Origin of the sequence: Dokdonella ginsengisoli (genome assembly GCF_042652785.1) — a bacterium.
GTDB classification, from domain to species: Bacteria; Pseudomonadota; Gammaproteobacteria; order Xanthomonadales; family Rhodanobacteraceae; genus Dokdonella_A; species Dokdonella_A ginsengisoli.
The window spans coordinates 100,002-116,309 of record NZ_JBHSHD010000007.1; the positions used below are offsets into that span (position 1 = coordinate 100,002).

At 72.0% G+C, this 16,308-nt stretch carries 13 protein-coding genes and 1 tRNA gene; 9 read left to right on the plus strand and 5 right to left on the minus strand.

Features of this window, described 5'->3' with window-relative positions; genetic code table 11:
- Positions 1 to 105 precede the first annotated feature (105 nt).
- Positions 106 to 1,494 (minus strand): histidine--tRNA ligase, encoded by a 1,389-nt coding sequence (hisS, locus tag ACFO6Q_RS08075; RefSeq protein ID WP_380020118.1) that lies wholly within the window; start codon positions 1,492 to 1,494, stop codon positions 106 to 108.
- A gap of 195 nt (positions 1,495 to 1,689) precedes the next feature.
- Here hisS and ACFO6Q_RS08080 point away from each other — a divergent pair.
- The 4 genes from ACFO6Q_RS08080 to ACFO6Q_RS08095 all read left to right on the plus strand — a co-directional run bounded on the left by ACFO6Q_RS08080 (position 1,690) and on the right by ACFO6Q_RS08095 (position 8,183).
- Positions 1,690 to 1,766, plus strand: a tRNA-Pro gene (locus ACFO6Q_RS08080).
- 184 nt (positions 1,767 to 1,950) lie between these two features.
- On the plus strand, positions 1,951 to 2,535 hold the full coding sequence (locus ACFO6Q_RS08085; protein ID WP_380020119.1) for an ECF-type sigma factor: 585 nt from the start codon (positions 1,951 to 1,953) through the stop codon (positions 2,533 to 2,535).
- Entirely contained in the window at positions 2,532 to 5,291 is a 2,760-nt protein-coding gene (locus tag ACFO6Q_RS08090) for a serine/threonine-protein kinase (RefSeq protein ID WP_380020120.1), read from the plus strand. Before ACFO6Q_RS08085 ends, ACFO6Q_RS08090 begins: the two co-directional genes overlap by 4 nt.
- 135 nt (positions 5,292 to 5,426) lie before the next feature.
- Positions 5,427 to 8,183 carry a protein kinase domain-containing protein gene (locus ACFO6Q_RS08095; RefSeq protein WP_380020121.1) on the plus strand — a complete coding sequence of 919 codons (2,757 nt, stop codon included), beginning with the start codon at positions 5,427 to 5,429 and terminating at the stop codon, positions 8,181 to 8,183.
- Between the two features lie 24 nt (positions 8,184 to 8,207).
- On the opposite strand, the gene ACFO6Q_RS08100 is transcribed toward ACFO6Q_RS08095, so the two are convergent.
- Positions 8,208 to 8,495, minus strand: coding sequence for a GNAT family N-acetyltransferase (locus ACFO6Q_RS08100; RefSeq protein WP_380020122.1), 288 nt, complete (start codon positions 8,493 to 8,495; stop codon positions 8,208 to 8,210).
- 263 nt (positions 8,496 to 8,758) lie between these two features.
- Between ACFO6Q_RS08100 and ACFO6Q_RS08105 the strand changes: the two genes are divergently transcribed.
- Positions 8,759 to 9,205, plus strand: a complete 447-nt coding sequence (locus tag ACFO6Q_RS08105; protein ID WP_380020123.1) for a VOC family protein — start codon at positions 8,759 to 8,761, stop codon at positions 9,203 to 9,205.
- Positions 9,206 to 9,211: 6 nt separating this feature from the next.
- Here the strand turns inward: ACFO6Q_RS08105 and ACFO6Q_RS08110 are convergent, their stop codons facing one another.
- Positions 9,212 to 10,486, minus strand: a complete 1,275-nt coding sequence (locus ACFO6Q_RS08110) for an NAD(P)/FAD-dependent oxidoreductase (RefSeq protein ID WP_380020124.1) — start codon at positions 10,484 to 10,486, stop codon at positions 9,212 to 9,214.
- A gap of 4 nt (positions 10,487 to 10,490) precedes the next feature.
- On the minus strand, positions 10,491 to 11,153 hold the full coding sequence (locus ACFO6Q_RS08115) for a Pr6Pr family membrane protein (RefSeq protein ID WP_380020125.1): 663 nt from the start codon (positions 11,151 to 11,153) through the stop codon (positions 10,491 to 10,493).
- Between the two features lie 81 nt (positions 11,154 to 11,234).
- On the opposite strand from ACFO6Q_RS08115, the gene ACFO6Q_RS08120 reads away from it, so the two are divergent.
- Entirely contained in the window at positions 11,235 to 12,089 is an 855-nt protein-coding gene (locus ACFO6Q_RS08120) for a DUF72 domain-containing protein (RefSeq protein WP_380020126.1), read from the plus strand.
- Between the two features lie 25 nt (positions 12,090 to 12,114).
- On the opposite strand, the gene ACFO6Q_RS08125 is transcribed toward ACFO6Q_RS08120, so the two are convergent.
- Positions 12,115 to 12,924 carry an aminotransferase class IV family protein gene (locus ACFO6Q_RS08125; protein ID WP_380020127.1) on the minus strand — a complete coding sequence of 270 codons (810 nt, stop codon included), beginning with the start codon at positions 12,922 to 12,924 and terminating at the stop codon, positions 12,115 to 12,117.
- Between the two features lie 487 nt (positions 12,925 to 13,411).
- On the opposite strand from ACFO6Q_RS08125, the gene ACFO6Q_RS08130 reads away from it, so the two are divergent.
- The 3 genes from ACFO6Q_RS08130 to ACFO6Q_RS08140 all read left to right on the plus strand — a co-directional run bounded on the left by ACFO6Q_RS08130 (position 13,412) and on the right by ACFO6Q_RS08140 (position 16,262).
- Positions 13,412 to 14,362, plus strand: a complete 951-nt coding sequence (locus tag ACFO6Q_RS08130) for a DMT family transporter (RefSeq protein WP_380020129.1) — start codon at positions 13,412 to 13,414, stop codon at positions 14,360 to 14,362.
- An 86-nt stretch (positions 14,363 to 14,448) separates the two neighbouring features.
- Positions 14,449 to 14,808: a DUF1428 domain-containing protein gene (locus tag ACFO6Q_RS08135; protein WP_380020130.1), complete on the plus strand. Its 360-nt coding sequence runs from the start codon at positions 14,449 to 14,451 to the stop codon at positions 14,806 to 14,808.
- Between the two features lie 80 nt (positions 14,809 to 14,888).
- Positions 14,889 to 16,262 carry an amidohydrolase family protein gene (locus ACFO6Q_RS08140; protein WP_380020131.1) on the plus strand — a complete coding sequence of 458 codons (1,374 nt, stop codon included), beginning with the start codon at positions 14,889 to 14,891 and terminating at the stop codon, positions 16,260 to 16,262.
- The last annotated feature ends 46 nt before the right edge of the window (positions 16,263 to 16,308 follow it).

Below are 16,308 nucleotides of genomic sequence, written 5' to 3' on the forward strand. Positions count from 1 at the left end.
CGTGGATGCCCGCGTTCGCGGGCATGACGTCGCGGGTGGCCGGATGGCGCTGCAGAAACCCGATGCCTCCTGCGCGGGCCGGCTGCCTCTGCCAGAGCAACACTCTTACCCGCGCGGCATCGCCGCCGCCTGCGCGATCTCCACGCGCAGGGTCTCGGCCAGCTCCGCGCGCGCGACCTCGAACTGCTCCTGCTTGCGCAGGTCCTTGACCGTGACCACGCCCTTGGCGATCTCGTCCGATCCGAGCACGAGCACGAAGCGGATGCCGGCGCGGTCGGCGTACTTGAACTGCTTCGCCAGCTTGCCGGGCTCGACCACCGCCTCGGTGTTGATGCCGGCGCGGCGCAGCTCGGTGGCGAGTTCGAGGTAGCGCGGCAGCTCGTTCTCGTCCATCTGCGCGACCAGCGCCTGCACCGTGCTGCGGCCGCCCTTGAGCAGGCCGGCCTCGCGCAGCTGCCAGTACAGGCGCGTGGCGCCGATCGAGATGCCCACGCCGGGCAGCTTCGACTTCGTGTAGTGGCTGGCGAGGTTCTCGTAACGGCCGCCGGAGCAGATCGAGCCGATCTGCGGGTGGTCGTTCAAGGTCGTCTCGTAGACGGTACCGGTGTAGTAGTCCAGGCCGCGCGCGATCGACAGGTTCAGCGCGAAGTGCGATTCCGGCACGCCGAAGGCCTTGATCAGGGTCAGCGTCTCCCTCAGCTCCGCCCTGCCCTGTTCGAGCGCCTCGCTGCCGGCGCCGAGCGAATCGAGCTTGGCCAGCGCCTGGTCCAGCGAGGTGGAGCGGAACGCGACGAAATCCAGCAGTTTGCCGACCGCGTCGGCCGAGAGCCCGAAGCCCTCGCCCGTCAGCGTGGCGCGCACCGCGTCGACGCCGCGCTTGTCGAGCTTGTCGACCTCGCGCAGCACCGCCGCCTGCCGCTCCGCATCGGTCAGGCCCAGTCCCTCGAGCCAGCCGCGCATCAGCTTGCGGTTGTTGACCTGGATCGTGAACGCGCCGATGTCCAGCTCGCGGAACACGCTGTAGATGACCGCCGGCAGTTCGGCGTCGTAACGCACCGACAGCGCGTCCTTGCCGACCACGTCGATGTCGCACTGGTAGAACTCGCGGAAGCGCCCGCGCTGCGCGCGCTCGCCGCGGTAGACGCGCTGGATCTGGTAGCGGCGGAACGGGAAGGCCAGGTCGTGCTCGTGCTCGGCGACGTAGCGCGCCAGCGGCACGGTCAGGTCGAAGCGCAGCGCCAGTTCCGGCACCTCGCCGTCCTTGGCCGCCTGCAGCGCGCCGGTGGACTGCACGAAATACACCTGGCGCTCGGTCTCGCCGCCTTCCTTGGTCAGCAGCACGCTGGAGAATTCCATCACCGGCGTCTCGATCGGCAGGAAGCCGTAGCGTTCGAAGTTGCGCCGGATCGCGTCCAGCATGCCCTGGAACTCGACCTGGTCGAGCGGCAGCAGTTCGAGCACGCCGGGCATCGTGCGGGCGGGTGTGAAAGCCATGGATGTCCTTGAAATAATCGCGCCGCGGCGGCGGCGGAGCCGCGGCGGACGCGGGCCGCCTAGGTTAGCAGATGGCCGTGCGCGGCCGGGCGGCGCGGCGGACCCGCAAGCCGGCGCCGGAAGGCCGCCGTCGCCGGACGTATTGCACACCGCGTTGGCCATCGTTAGAATTCGCGGCCCGCTACGGCGGACAGTCGGGGTGTAGCTCAGCCTGGTAGAGCGCTACCTTCGGGAGGTAGAAGTCGCAAGTTCGAATCCTGTCACCCCGACCAACTCTTTCGACGAAAAGGCCACCGCAGCGCGGTGGCCTTTTTCGTTGCCGCGAGCCGGCCGGGGAACGGGGTTGGGACGCAGGATGCGCACCGTGACGAACAGCCAGTGCGGGGCGGCCGGGGAAGCCGTACTCTGCGCTCCAATTCGCCCCCTTCCCCGGTTTGCAGCCGCGTGGTGCCGAGTATGGACAGGCCCGCAACTCCCCTCGCCGACCCCGATCGAGCGGCCGTCACCGGCCTGCTGCACGCCTGGAGCGGCGGCGACTCGGGCGCCGGCGAACGCCTGACCGAGCTGGTCTACGCGCGCGTGCGCGCGATTGCCGGCAAGCACCTGCGCCAGTTCGGCGAGCGGCTGACCCTGCAGCCGACGGAACTGGCCAACGAACTGTTCCTGCGCCTGATCGACGCCGACGTCGCCTGGCAGGACCGCCGCCATTTCTACGGCGTGGTCAGCGTGGCGATGCGGCGCATCCTGGTCGACGCGGCGCGCGCGCGCGGCAGCGAGCGGCGCGGCGGCGGCGAAGTGCACGTCACGCTGTCGGCCGCCGAGAACGCCGCCGGCGGCGACTCCGGCGAGGCGCTGGCGCTGGAAGAAGCGCTCGACGCGCTGCGCGCGATCGATGCGCGCAAGTGCGAGATCGTCGAGCTGAACTACCTGCTCGGGCTCAAGCGCGAGGAGATCGCCGAGGTGGTCGGCGTGTCGGTGCCGACCGTCGACCGCGAACTGCGCTTCGCGCGCGCCTGGCTCAAGCAGCAGCTCGCCGCATGAATCCCGAGCGCTGGCAGCGGCTGCAGGAACTGTTCGACGGCCTGATCGCGCTGCCGCCGCAGCGGCGCGCGGCCTGGCTGGCCGACGCCGAGGCCGACGCGGCGCTGCGCGCCGAGGCGCTCGCCCTGGTCGAGGCCGAGGAACGCGACGGCGACGGCATGACCTCGCGCCTGCGCGAGGCCGCCGCGCGCGAAACCTCGCCGCCGCCGGGCCGGGAGCTCGGCGCGTACCGCCTGATCGAGGAGATCGGCAGCGGCGGCATGGGCACCGTGTTCCTCGCCGAACGCATCGACCAGGCCTTCGACCGGCGCGTGGCGATCAAGCTGCTGCGCGGCATCCCCACGCGCGAGTCGACGCAGCGCATGCGCCGCGAGCGGCAGATCCTCGCCGACCTCAGCCACCCGAACATCGCGCGCCTGCTCGACGGCGGCAGCACGGCCGACGGCCAGCCGTACCTGGTCATGGAATACGTCGACGGCGTGCCGCTGAACGCGTTCTGCGAACAGCGCGCGCTGCCGACCGCCGCGCGGCTGGAGCTGATCGGCCGGATCTGCGCCGCCGTGCAGTACGCGCACCAGCGCCTGGTCATCCATCGCGACCTGAAGCCGGCCAACGTGCTCGTGCGCGCCGACGGCGAGCCGATCCTGCTCGACTTCGGCATCGCCAAGCTGCTCGCCGAAACCGGCGGCGACGCCGAGCAGACCGGCCTGCCGTGGTTCACGCCGGCCTACGCCAGCCCCGAGCAGGTCAAGCGCGAGCGCGTCAGCACCGCGACCGACGTCTACGGCCTGGGCGTGCTGCTGTACGAAGTGCTCGCGCAGGCCCCGCCCCGGCCCGCCGCCGACGGACGCCTGCCGCCGCCGAGCCGCAGCGCGCAGCGCCGCATCGATCCCGAACTCGACCTGATCGTGGCCAAGGCCACGCATCCGGAGCCGGACCGCCGCTACGTCTCGGCCGCGGCGTTGGCCGAAGACCTGACGCGCCATCTGCACGGATGGCCGCTGCAGGCCGCGCCGGACCGCGTGGGCTACCGGCTCGCCAAGTTCGTCGGCCGGCACCGGCTCGCCACCGCCGCCGCGCTGGCGGGCCTGACGCTGGCGACGCTGTTCACCTGGCGCCTGGCGCGCGAGCGCGACCGCGCGCTGCGCGCCGAAGCGGTGGCGCAGCAGCAGTCGGCCACCGCCGAGAGCGTGGTGGAGTACCTCGTCGCGCTGTTCCGCTCGGCCTCGCCCGACGAGATCGGCACCGCGATGATCGCGCCGCGCGACCTGGTCGACCGCGGCCGCAAGGAGATCCGCGCGCGCCTGGCCGACGCGCCGCTGCAGCGCGCGCGGCTGCTCGGCACCTTCGGCCAGATCTACAACGAGCTCGGCCTGCAGGACGAGGCCGCCGAGAGCTTCGCCGAAGCGGCCGGGATCGAGCGCGAGCACGGCACGCCCGAGCAGCGCGCGCGCTACCTCGCCGACCAGGGCTATGCGCTCAACCTGGCCGAACGCTCGATCGCGGCGGTGCCGGTGCTGCGCGAAGCCGAAAGCCTGCTCGGCGAGATCGATGCCGGCGAACGCACGCAGGTCACCGAGCTGCTGACCACACTCGCCATCGCGCTGTCGCGCAACGGCGACACCGAGGCCGGCGAGGCGACGGCGCGGCGCGCGCTCGGCTACGCGGCGCAGGCTGCCGGCGAAGGCAGCACGCTGTACGCGCAGGCGCTCAGCGGCCTGGCCGAGGCGCAGCTGCGTGCGAACCGGCTCGGCGACTCCGAAGCGACGGCGCTGCAATGCCTGGAGCTGATGCGCCGGAACCAGCCGGAGGATTCGGCCGAGGTGATTTCCGCCAGCGGCTTCCTGACCCAGATCTACGACCGCCAGGACCGCTTCGCCGACAGCGAGCGGCTGCTGCGCCGCATGCTCGAGGTGCGCCTGCGCACGCTCGAACCGGACAGCGCCTGGGCGATCACCGCACGCAACAACCTCGCACGGGCCGTCTACGAGCAGGGCCGCGTGGTCGAGGCCAGCGCGCTGTTCCGGCAGAACCTGGACTACATGCGCGCGCGCAAGCAGGAACAGAGCCCGTCCTACCTGATCGGACTGAACAACCTGGCCAGCCTGCTCGAGCAGGCCGGCGACTACCCCGGCTCGCTGGTCCTGTTCGAGGAAGTGGAACGCCGCGCGAGCACGGACGGCACCGGCGGCGACGCGCCGATGCTGCCGATGCTGCGCCAGAACCATGCCCGAAACCTGCTGCTGAACGGCCGGTTCGACGAAGCCTATGCGCGGCTCACCACCGAGATCGAAGGCGCGGATGCGGCCGCGCTGAACGCGCGCCGCCTGCTGCACCTGGCCGAATGGATGCGCCGCAAGCACCGCTACGAGGACGCGCTGCGCTACCTGGACCAGTCCTCCGCCGCGTTCGCCGCGCTGTATCCGGAACAGCATTCCAGCCACGGCGCGGTGGCGCGCGTGCGCGGCCTGGTCTACCGCGACCAGCAGCGCCTGGACGAGGCCGAACGCGAGCTGCGCAGTGCGGCCGAGAACTTCGCGCGCACCGGCAGCAAAGACGCCAACCCGACCATCGAGGTCGAACTGCAGCTGGCCGACGTGCAGCTGTCGCGCGGCAACGTCGACGAGGCGCGCGAGCTGCACGCGCGCGCGACGCCGCTGCTGGAGGAACGCTTCGTCGCGCAGTCGGTGGTGCGCGCGCAGCACGCCGCGCTGGGCCGGCGGCTCGCCGCCGCCAAGCCGCTCGCCAGCCGCTGACCTCGCCGCCCGCCGGGCGGCGATCGGTCGGGACGCTCGGTTCGGACGATCGGTTTGCGCGCCGGACACCGTATTGGTCGGATGAACCCTGCCGCTACGCGGCGGAAGGCCGCCACCCGCAACGCGACACCGCGCATGGACCACTCCGAAATCTCTCCCGCCCGCTGGCAGCGCCTGCAGGAGCTGTTCGACGGCCTGCTCGCGCTTCCCGCCGGGGCGCGCGCGGCATGGCTCGCCGGCCTCGGCGACGACGAGGCGCTCAAGCGCGAAGCGGTGCGGCTGGTCGAGGCCGACCAGGGCGGCACGGCCGGCCTGCCGCACGCCAGCCTGCGCGCCACCGCGTCGCCGGGTGGCCGCCTCGGACCGTACCGCCTCGGCGAGGAGATCGGCAGCGGCGGCATGGGCACGGTGTTCCTCGCCGAGCGCGCCGACGGCACATTCCGCCGGCACGTGGCGATCAAGCTGCTGCGCGGCTTTCCGACGCGCGAGTCGGCGCAGCGCCTGCGCCGCGAGCGGCAGATCCTCGCCGACCTGGATCATCCCAACATCGCGCGCCTGCTCGACGGCGGCAGCATGCCCGACGGGCAGCCGTACCTGGTCATGGAATACGTCGACGGCGAGCCACTGAACGAGTTCTGCCGCCGGCGCGACCCGCCGCTGGCGGCCAAACTGCAGCTGATCGACAAGATCTGCATGGCGGTGCAGTACGCGCACCAGCGCCTGGTCATCCACCGCGACCTGAAGCCGGCCAATGTGCTGGTGCGCGCCGACGGCGAGCCGATCCTGCTCGACTTCGGCATCGCCAAGCTGCTCGATCATTCCGACGCGCCGGCGCAGACCACCCGCCTGTCGTGGCTCTCGGCCGCCTACGCCAGCCCCGAGCAGCGGCGCGGCCAGCGCGTGGACACCGCCACCGACGTCTACGGCCTCGGCGTCCTGCTGCACGAAATCGTCTACGGCATCGCACCGACGGCGGACGGGCAGCTGCGGCTGCCGGAGCGTTCCCACCGGCGGCGCGTGAACAAGGATCTCGCCCGCATCGTCGCGCAGGCGACCCGCGCCGAGCCCGAGCGCCGCTACGGCACCGCCGCGGCGCTGGCCGAGGACCTGCGGAACTGTCTCGGCGACCGCCCGGTGCTCGCCGCCCGCGACCGGCCGGCCTATCGCCTGGCCAAGTTCGTGCGCCGCCATCGCATCGCCGTCGCGGCGACGGCCTGCGCCCTCGCCGCCGGCGCCGGGCTGACCTGGCGCCTGGCGCAGGAGCGCGATCGCGCGCGCCAGGCGGAACGCATCGCCGAACATCGCTCGGCGGCGGCCGAGGGCGTCGTCGACTACGTGGTCGCCCTGTTCCGCTCGGCATCGCCGGAGAACAGCGGCAATCGTCCGATCACCCCTCGCGATCTCGTCGATCGCGGGCGGCGGGAGATCGGCACGATGCTGGACGACGCGCCCGAACAGCACGCGCGGCTGCTCGCCACGCTGGGCAAGCTCTACCTCGAACTCGGCCTGACGCAGCCGGCGATCGACGCCCTCGGCCAGGCCGCCGAGCTGGCCGGCGCGCACGGAACCCCGCGCCAGCGTGCGAGCTATCTGGCCGACCAGGGCCTGGCGATGATCCTCGCCGAGCGCACCGATCTCGCCCAGGCCACCTTGCAGGAAGCCCTCGCCACACTCGGCGAGGCAGCGCGCGACGAACGCAAGCTCGCCGCCGAGATCCTCTCCACGCTCGCCATCGCGCAGGCGCGCAACGGCGATCCGGCGGCCGCCGAGGCTCACGTGCGCCGCGCCCTCGACTATGCCGGCGACATGACCGGCCGCGACCGCCTCGCCTACGCGCGCAGCCTCTACGCGTCGGCCGAGGTGAAGATCCGCCTCAACCGTCTCGACGAGGCCGAACGCGAAGCCGAACGCAGCATCGCGCTGATGCGCAGCCTGCTGCCGATCGACGCGCCGGAGGTGCTCAACGCGCAGGGCATCCTCGAAACGGTGTACGAGCAGCAAGGCCGCTACGCCGACGGCGAACGCCTGCTGCGCGGCATGCTCCAGGCGCGCCTGCGCACGCTCGATCCGGCCAGCCTGTGGGTGGTCACCACGCGCATCAACCTCGCCCAGATGGTCCAGCTGCAGGGTCGCATCGTCGAGGCGATCGCGCTGATGCGCCAGACGCAGGAGCTGCTGCGCGACAGCGGGCAGCGGCAATCCCCGTCGTACTCGCTGGTGCTGAACAACCTCGCCAGCGCGCTCGAGCAAGCCGGCGATTTCGCCGGTGCGCAGCCGATGTTCCGCGAGGCGTTCGACCTGCTGCTGGAGCAGAGCGAGGATCCCGACAGCCCCGGCCTCGCCGTCTATCGCCTCAACCTCGGTTTCAACCTGCTCAAGAACGGCCAGATGGATGCCGCGCTCCCGCTGATCCAGGCGCCGGTCAAGGGCAGCGACGATTCCAGGGACGTCAACGTCGCGCGCGTCAACCGCCTGTTCCGCCTGGCCGAATGGATGCGCCGCAGCCATCGGCTCGACGAGGCGTCCGCGCACACCGAGCAGCTCGAGGCGGCGCTGCGCAAGCTGGAACCGCCGACGCATCCGCGATTCGGCTATCTCGCCCGCGCGCGCGGCCTGATCCTGCGTGACCGCGACCGTCTCGCCGAAGCGGAGACCGAACTGCGCCGCGCCGCCCAGATGCTGTCGCAGAAGATCGGCCGGAACGCCAACAACACGATCGAAACCGAACTCGACCTCGCCGAGGTGCTGCTCGCGCGCGGCAAGGTCGACGACGCGCGCGCGCTGCACCAGCGCATGGCGCCGCTGCTCGCCGAGCGCTTCGTGCCCGACTCCGCGGTGCGCAAGCGCCACCTCGCGATGGCGCGCCGGCTCGACGGCGGCGCGGCGCGCTGACACCGCGCGCCGCGAAACTCCCGGCTAGCGGCGACCGGCCAGATCGGCGTACTGCGGATGCCTGGCCAGCCACGCAGCGGCGTAGGAGCAGGCCGGCACCACGCGCCAACCCTCGCGCCGGGCCGTGTCGAACGCCGCAAGCGTCAGCGCGGCGGCGATGCCGCGGCCGCCGACCGCGGCGGGCACGCCGGTGTGGGTGATGGTCAGGACGCCGTCGTGCAACTGGTAGTCGAGCACGCACAGCGCGCCGTCGACGGTGGTCTGGAAACGGCTCGCCGCTTCGTTGCGGACGATCGTGTAGTCCTGGCTCATGGGCGGCTCCGCCGGCGGGGCAAAGCGCGAGGCTAGCCGCTTTCGCACCCGGGCGTAACCTGCGTCCTGGCGCGAGGTGCCGCATGGCTTTCACCTGCATCCGTCCCGCCGCGCCGCTGCACGCGTCGATGCTCGTCGACCTGCCCGAGGACGAGGCGCGCGTTCACGCCGACGACGCGCAGCGGCGGCGCCTTGCCGGAATCCGCGAGACGCGTGCGGCGCGGCGGACTACGCTGTGCGGGTCCACTCTTACGGAGACGCCCATGTCCCGCCACGCCGCGAACACCGTTTCCACGATCATTCCGGGCCTGCGCTATCGCGACGCGCTGGCCGCGATCGACTGGCTCTGCAACGCGTTCGGCTTCGAGAAACAGGCCGTCTACGCCGACGGCGACGTCGTGCACCACGCGCAGCTCACCTTCGGCAACGGCATGATCATGCTCGGCTCGGTCGCGCGCGCCAGCGACAGCGCCTGGGGCGATCGCATCGCCCAGCCCGACGAGATCGGCGGCCGCGAGACGCAGGCGCCCTACGTGATCGTGGCCGACTGCAAGGCGCACTACGAGCACGCGAAGGCGGCCGGCGCAGTGATCGTCGACGAGTACGAGACCAAGGACTACGGCGGCGCCGGCTACAGCTGCCGCGACCTCGAGGGGCATATGTGGAGCTTCGGCAGCTACGATCCATGGAAGCCGGCCGACGCCGGCTGATGCGCGCTACTTCGGCCGCTCGCGCTCGCGGCCGATGATGATGCGTGCGTAGCGCTGGTAGGTGAAGTACGACCAGATCCATTCCCACATCACGACGATGCGGTTGCGGAATCCGATCAGGAAGAACACGTGCGCGACCAGCCAGAACAGCCAGGCGAACACGCCGGACAGGCGCAGGCCGCGCAGGTCGACGACCGCGGCCATGCGTCCGATGGTGGCGAGGTTGCCGTAGTCGCGGTAGCGGAACGGCCGTGACGTGCGGCCGGCGAGGCGGTCGCGGATCGCCGCGCCGACGTAGGCGCCCATCTGCTTGGCGGCCGGCGCGACGCCGGGCACCGGCTTGCCGTCCGTCGCGACGCTGGCGAGATCGCCAATCACGAACACGTCCGCATGGCCGGGCAGCGACAGGTCCGGCTCCACCTTGACGCGGCCGGCGCGGTCGCGCTCGGCGCCGAGCTGCGCGCCGAGCGGCGAGGCGGCGACGCCGGCCGCCCACAGCACGGTGCGCGCGCGGATGCGGCGCTCGCCGAGCAGCACGCCGCGCTCGTCGATGCCGGTCACCGCCTGTCCGGTCAGCACCTCGACGCCGAGCCTGCACAGCTGCACGCGCGCCTTCTCCGACAGCGACTCGGGCATCGACGGCAGCACGCGCGGGCCGGCCTCGACCAGGTGCACGTTGGCGGTGCGCGGATCGCTGCGGCGGAACTCGCGCGGCAAGGTGTGGCGCGCGATCTCGGCCAGCGTGCCGGCCAGTTCCACGCCGGTCGGGCCGCCGCCGATGACGACGAAGTTCAGCCACTCGGCGCGCGCCGCCGGATCGCTCTCGCGCTCGGCGAACTCGAATGCCTCGAGCATGTGGCGGCGGATGAAGAAGGCGTCGTCGAGCGTCTTCAGTCCCGGCGCGTGCGCGGCCCAGTCGTCGTGCCCGAAGTAGGAATGGCGCGCGCCGGTGGCGACCACCAGGTAGTCGTAGCCGAGTTCGCCGCTGGCGAGCGTGACGCGCCGCGCGTCCACGTCGACGGCGGTCGCCTCGTCCATCAGCACGGTCACGTTGCGCTGCCGGCGCAGGATGTGCCGCAGCGGCGCGGCGATGTCCGGCGAGGACAGGCCGGCCATCGCGACCTGGTACAGCAGCGGCTGGAACAGATGGTGGTTGGTGCGGTCCACCAGGGTCACGCGCACCGGTGCCGAGGCCAGCGCGCGCGTCGCCCACAGGCCGCCGAAGCCGCCGCCGAGGATCAGCACGTGGGGTTCGCGCGAGATCGTTCCGGTATCGTCCATGCGCTCATTCTGCCCGATCGCCGGCCCCCGCCGGCAGCACCGCGCGCCGCCGCGCCATCGCGCGATCGAGCGCGACGAGGAGCAGGCCGAGCGCGAGGAACAGCACGCCGACCAGCACGCCGTTGCGCAGCACCGCGGCGTAGCCGAGCGCGCCGACTTCGAGGAACGGATACGGATACCAGCCGGTCCAGGCGCCGTGCAGCAGCGACCACAGCAGGAACACGCCGGGGAACAGCAGCCAGCGCGGCGCATCGCTCCAGCGCAGGCGGCCGTGCCCGGCGGCGACCAGCCACCAGGCCAGATACGCCAGCGGCGTGACGTAGTGCAGCGCCTTGTCCACCAGCCACTGCGCGCCGGTCGGCGCCCAGGTGGCGCTGAGCACGAAGAAATACACCAGGCCCGTCACGCCGATGCACAGCGCCACGCCGCCGCGCACCGCCGCGTCGGCGAAGAAGCCGGCCCGGCGCGCCGAGCGCAGCGCGGACGTCACCGTCAGCGCCACCAGCAGGTTGCTCAGGATCGTGAAGAAGCTGAAGTAGCGCAGCGTCGCCACCCACGGCCCGGGATCGTTCCAGGTCCCGGCCAGCATCAGGACGTACTGCGCGAGCAGCGCGGCCCAGGCGACGACGGCAACGCCGAGCGCGAGCAGACGGGTCGATGACGACATGCGGATTTCGCTTCCACGACCGGACGCCGCATCATAGCCGCGCAGAGCGGCCGCGAACCGTCCGCGATACCGGAGTTGCGCATGCCCAAACCGACATCCGAAGCCGGCGACCTGTTCGCCGCGCCCGCCTCCCGCGCCGGACGCGTGCGCGCCGGCATCGGCGGCTGGACCTACGCGCCGTGGCGCGACAATTTCTATCCGGCCAAGCTGGTGCAGCGGCGCGAACTGGAATACGCCAGCCGCGCGCTGACCGCGATCGAGGTCAACGGCACCTACTACGGCGCGCAGAAGCCGGCCACCTACGCGAAGTGGCGCGCGGAAACGCCCGACGGTTTCGTCTTCTCGCTGAAGGCGCCGCGCTACGCCACCGACCGGCGCGTGCTGGCCGAGGCCGGCAAGACGATCGCCGACTTCGTCGACGGCGGGCTGGCCGAACTCGGCGACCGCCTCGGCCCGATCAACTGGCAGTTCCAGCCGGGCAAGACTTTCGACGCGGCCGACTTCGGCGCCTTCCTCGAGCTGCTGCCGCGCACGCTCGACGGCCGTGCGCTGCGTCACGTGGTCGAGGTGCGCCATGCAAGCTTCCTGTGCGCCCAATACGTCGAACTCGCGCGCCGGCATCGCGTGGCGACGGTGTTCACCGACTCGCCGAAGTACCCCTCCTTCGCCGACCTCACCGGCGATTTCGTCTACGTGCGGCTGATGCGCAGCGAGGCCGCGCAGGCGAGCGGCTATCCGCCCGCCGCGCTCGACGGCTGGGCCGCGCGCGCGAACGCCTGGGCGATGGGCGAGGAGCCCGACGACCTGCCGCGCGTGCTCGCGCCGGCGGCGCGCACCGCCGCACGCGACGTGTTCGTCTACTTCATCAACGGCGCGAAGGAGCGCGCGCCGCACGCGGCGATGGGCCTGCTCGAACGCCTGCGCGGGGCCGCCTGATCCGGCGGACGGATATCGGCAATCCCTAGATTCGCTGCCAAGGCGCCGTTCGCACCGCCGCGGCGAGCGCGCCGGCCAGCTCCGGCGCCGCGGCGAATTCGACCGCGTCGATCGCGGCGATCGGCTGCACGGCGCAACCCGAATTGGTGAAGAACGCGGCGCGGAAGTTCGCGATCTCGTCCAGCCCGACGCGGCGCACGAGGCTGGGCACGCCGGTCTCTCGCAGGCCGGCCTGCAGCAGCTGCATCGACACGCCGCGCAGCATCGGCGCGTCGGGCCAGACCACGCGCGCGCCGTCGAAGAAGCCGACGTTCCAGATCGAGCCTTCCGACACCGCGCCGTCCGCCGTGACGAACAGCGCGTCGTCGGCGCCGCGCGACTGCGCCAGGCGGCGCTGGTGGAACAGGCCGAAGGTGCCGACGTGCTTGATGTGCGGCGCCTCGCGCTGGTAGCGCACGCTGGCCACGCGCAGCGGCGGACCGGCCGACGCGCGGGCCGGAGCGGTGGTGACCAGCACGTCCGGTGCGGCCGGCGTCAGCGGACGGTCGCGGTCGAAGCGGCGCGAGAACACGTTCACACGCAGCGAGAGTTCGTCCGCGCCGGCGACCGCGCGGCGCATCCAGCCACGCGTCGCCTCGAGGTCGAGCGGGTGGCCGAACAGTTCCTGCGTGGCCTGCTGCAGGCGCTGCAGATGCAGGTCCAGGCCCGGCGCGCAGCCGTCGCGCACCTGCATCGAGGTGAAGTGGCCGTAGTTCTGCACCGCCAGCAGGCGCAGATCGTCGAGCCCGGCCGGCTCGCCGTTGAGTTCGATGCGGTTCCACGCCTGGCGATTCATGCGCCGATTGTCCGGGCGGCACGCGCGGGCTGGCAATGCCTTGCGCGGACGCAGCGTCGCAGCGGTGCCCGGGGCCGCACGGAAGCGGACGCACGAGCGTGCAGGCGCGAACCGGGATCGCTTCCATGGATGCCCGCGTTCGCGGGCATGACGGCGGGGGTGTCATTCCCGCGGCATCGGAAACCCCCTTGCCACCTCACAGGGTTCCACTCGTTCGCGGAACCGCGTCGAACCGCGCCGTCATTCCCGCGAACGCGGGAATCCATTGCGGCGTCGAGGAATGTCGGCATGCCCCCACCGACGAGAGGACACGGCGCCTGAGCCGCCCGCCTCGGGCTAGAATGCTGCGCTGCATCGTCGCCGCGGCAGCGCACCGCACCGCCTCGCTGCGCACACCCGGCCGCCCTCGTCTGCCGTGCTCGCCGCTTTCGCGGGCAGAGCGGGAGACGGCGACGCCGTTCCCGTGGACACCCGAGGATTCCCGATCGTGCACGCGCTCTCCCCCGCCGCCAAGGCCCAATGGCAGATCCATTTCTGCGTCCTGCTGTGGGGCTTCACCGCGATCCTCGGCAAGCTGATCACGCTCGACGCGCTGCCGCTGGTGTGGTGGCGCATGCTGCTGGTGGTGGCGGCGCTGGCGCTGCTGCCGCGCGCGTGGCGCGGCCTGCGCGCGATGTCCGGCCGGCTGATGCTCGCCTACGCCGGCATCGGCGTGATCGTCGCGCTGCACTGGCTCACCTTCTACGCCTCGATCAAGCTCGCCAATGCTTCGGTCGGCGCGACCTGCATCGCGCTGGCGACGCCGTTCACCGCGCTGATCGAGCCGAAGCTGGCCGGGCGCCGCTTCTCGATGCGCGAGCTGCTGCTCGGCCTGGCCGTGCTGCCCGGCGTGGCGCTGGTCGCCGGCGGCGTACCGACCCAGATGCGCCTGGGCCTGCTCGTCGGCACGGTGTCGGCGGTGCTGGTCGCGCTGTTCGGCTCGCTCAACAAGCGCCTGGTCGAGCACGGCGACGCATTCTCGGTGACCGGCCTGGAACTGGGTGCCGGCGCGCTGTCGCTGATGCTGCTCGCGCCGGTGCTGGCGCTGGTGCACCCCTCGCTCGGCGGCGATCCGTTCGTGCTGCCGGGCGCGCACGACGGCGTCTATCTGGTCGTGCTGGCGCTGGCCTGCACGCTGCTGCCGTTCAGCCTGTGGCTGGTCGCGCTGCGCCACATGAGCGCGTTCGCCACGCAGCTGGCGACCAATCTGGAACCGGTCTACGCGATCGCGCTGGCGGCGCTGCTGCTGGGCGAGCAGAACGAGCTGACGCCGATGTTCTACCTCGGCGCCGCGATCATCATCGCAGCGGTGTTCGTGCACCCGCTGATCATGCGCCCGCGGCGCATCAGCCAGCCGGAGCTGGCGGCCACGGCCGAGGCCAAGGGCGTCACCGAATGAATTTCGCCGGGCCTGTCGATTTGCGCTGACACCGATCGTCGTCTTCGGGAAGGCCGCCGCCGGCGGCCATCTGCCGAGGAAGCCCCATGTCCTACGTCGACGGTTTCGTCCTTCCGGTGCCGAAGGCCAATCTCGCCGCCTACCGCAAGCTGGCGCGTCTGGCCGGCAAGATCTGGCGCGAGCACGGCGCGCTGCACTACGTCGAGTGCGTCGCCGACGACGTGCAGCCGGGCAAGGTCACCTCCTTTCCGCAGGCGGTCAAGCTCAAGCCCGGCGAGGTCGTGGTGTTCTCGTGGGTCGTGTACAAGTCGCGCGCCGAGCGCAACCGCATCGTGGCCAAGGTGATGGCCGATCCGCGCCTGGCCGCGCCGTCGGACCCGAAGAAGCTGCCGTTCGACGGCATGCGCATGTTCTGGGGCGGCTTCAAGCCGATCATCGAACTCTGAGCGGCGCACGCTGCAAACCCCTCGCCTCCATGCCGCATCGAAGAGGCGACGGCGCCTTGCGCGCGCCGCGAGGATCCGCCTTGAGCCCCGTCCATCTCGCCGCGGCCGCCTGCGCCGCCTGCCTTGCGCTGCTGTCCCCGCGCCCCTTCGCCGCCGAGTCGGCGCAGGGCGCGGTCACCGCCTTCGTCGACGTCAACGTGGTGCCGATGGATTCCGAGCGCGTTCTGCCGCACCGCACCGTGCTGGTGCGCGACGGCCGCATCGCGGCGATCGAGGCCTCGATGCCGGTCCCGCCGGGCGCGCGGATCGTCGAAGGCCACGGCCGCGCCTATCTCGCACCGGGCCTGGCCGACATGCACACGCACGCCGACACCGCCGAGGAGATGAAGGTCTATCTCGCTAACGGCGTGACCAGCGTGCTGAACATGGGCGAGGCCTCGAACGCGTTCGTCGGCCGCATCCGGCAGGCGATCCACGCCGGCACCAAACCCGGTCCGCACGTGTACGCGGCCTTCGTCGTCGACGGCTCGCCGCGCTACGGCCACTTCAGCGTGACCAACGCGGATGAGGCGCGCTGGATCGTGCGGCTGGCGAAGACCAACGGCTACGAGTTCATCAAGGTTTACAACGACCTGTCGCCGGAGGCCTTCGCCGCGCTGGTCGAGGAAGGCCGCGCGCAGGGCCTGCCGGTGGTCGGCCACGGCGTCACGCGCGTCGGGCTGCAGCGCCAGCTCGACGCCGGCCAGCTGATGGTCGCCCACGCCGAGGAGTTCCTCTACGCGTTCTTCCCCACGTCCGACGCCGCGCCCGACGCCGCGCCCGACGCGCAGCGCATCCCCGAGGCGATCCAGACGATCCGGCGCAACCGCGCCTTCGTCACCGCGGACCTGAACACCTACGCGACGATCGCGCGGCAATGGGGCCGGCCCGACGTCGTCGCCGGCTTCCTGCGCCGGCCGCAGACGCGCTGGCTCGCGCCGCAATGGCGCATCGACTGGAGCGGCAGCGGTTACGCGAAGCGCAGCGGCAGCCTCGATGCGAAACTCGCCTTCCTCGCGCGCTTCATCAAGGCGATGAGCGACGCCGGCGTGCCGCTGCTCGCCGGCACCGATGCGCCGACGATTCCCGGCGTCGCGCCGGGCACGTCGCTGCACGACGACCTGCAGGCGCTCGAGCGCGCCGGCCTGAGCCGCTACCGCGCGCTGGAGACCGCGACGCGCACGCCGGGCGAACTGATCCGCCGCGCGATGCCCGGCGCCGAGCCGTTCGGCACCGTCGCGCCCGGCAGCCGCGCCGACCTGCTCCTGCTCGCAGCCAACCCGCTCGAGGACCTGTCCACCGTGCGCACGCCGCTGGGCGTGATGACGAACGGTCGCTGGTACGCGCGCGAGGATCTGCGCAAGCTGCTCGACGACGTCGCGGCGACGTACGCGCGGGCGACGACGCCGCGCTGACACCGGTCGCGCCGCGCGCCGGTTCGCGGATGTCGATCCGCGTCCC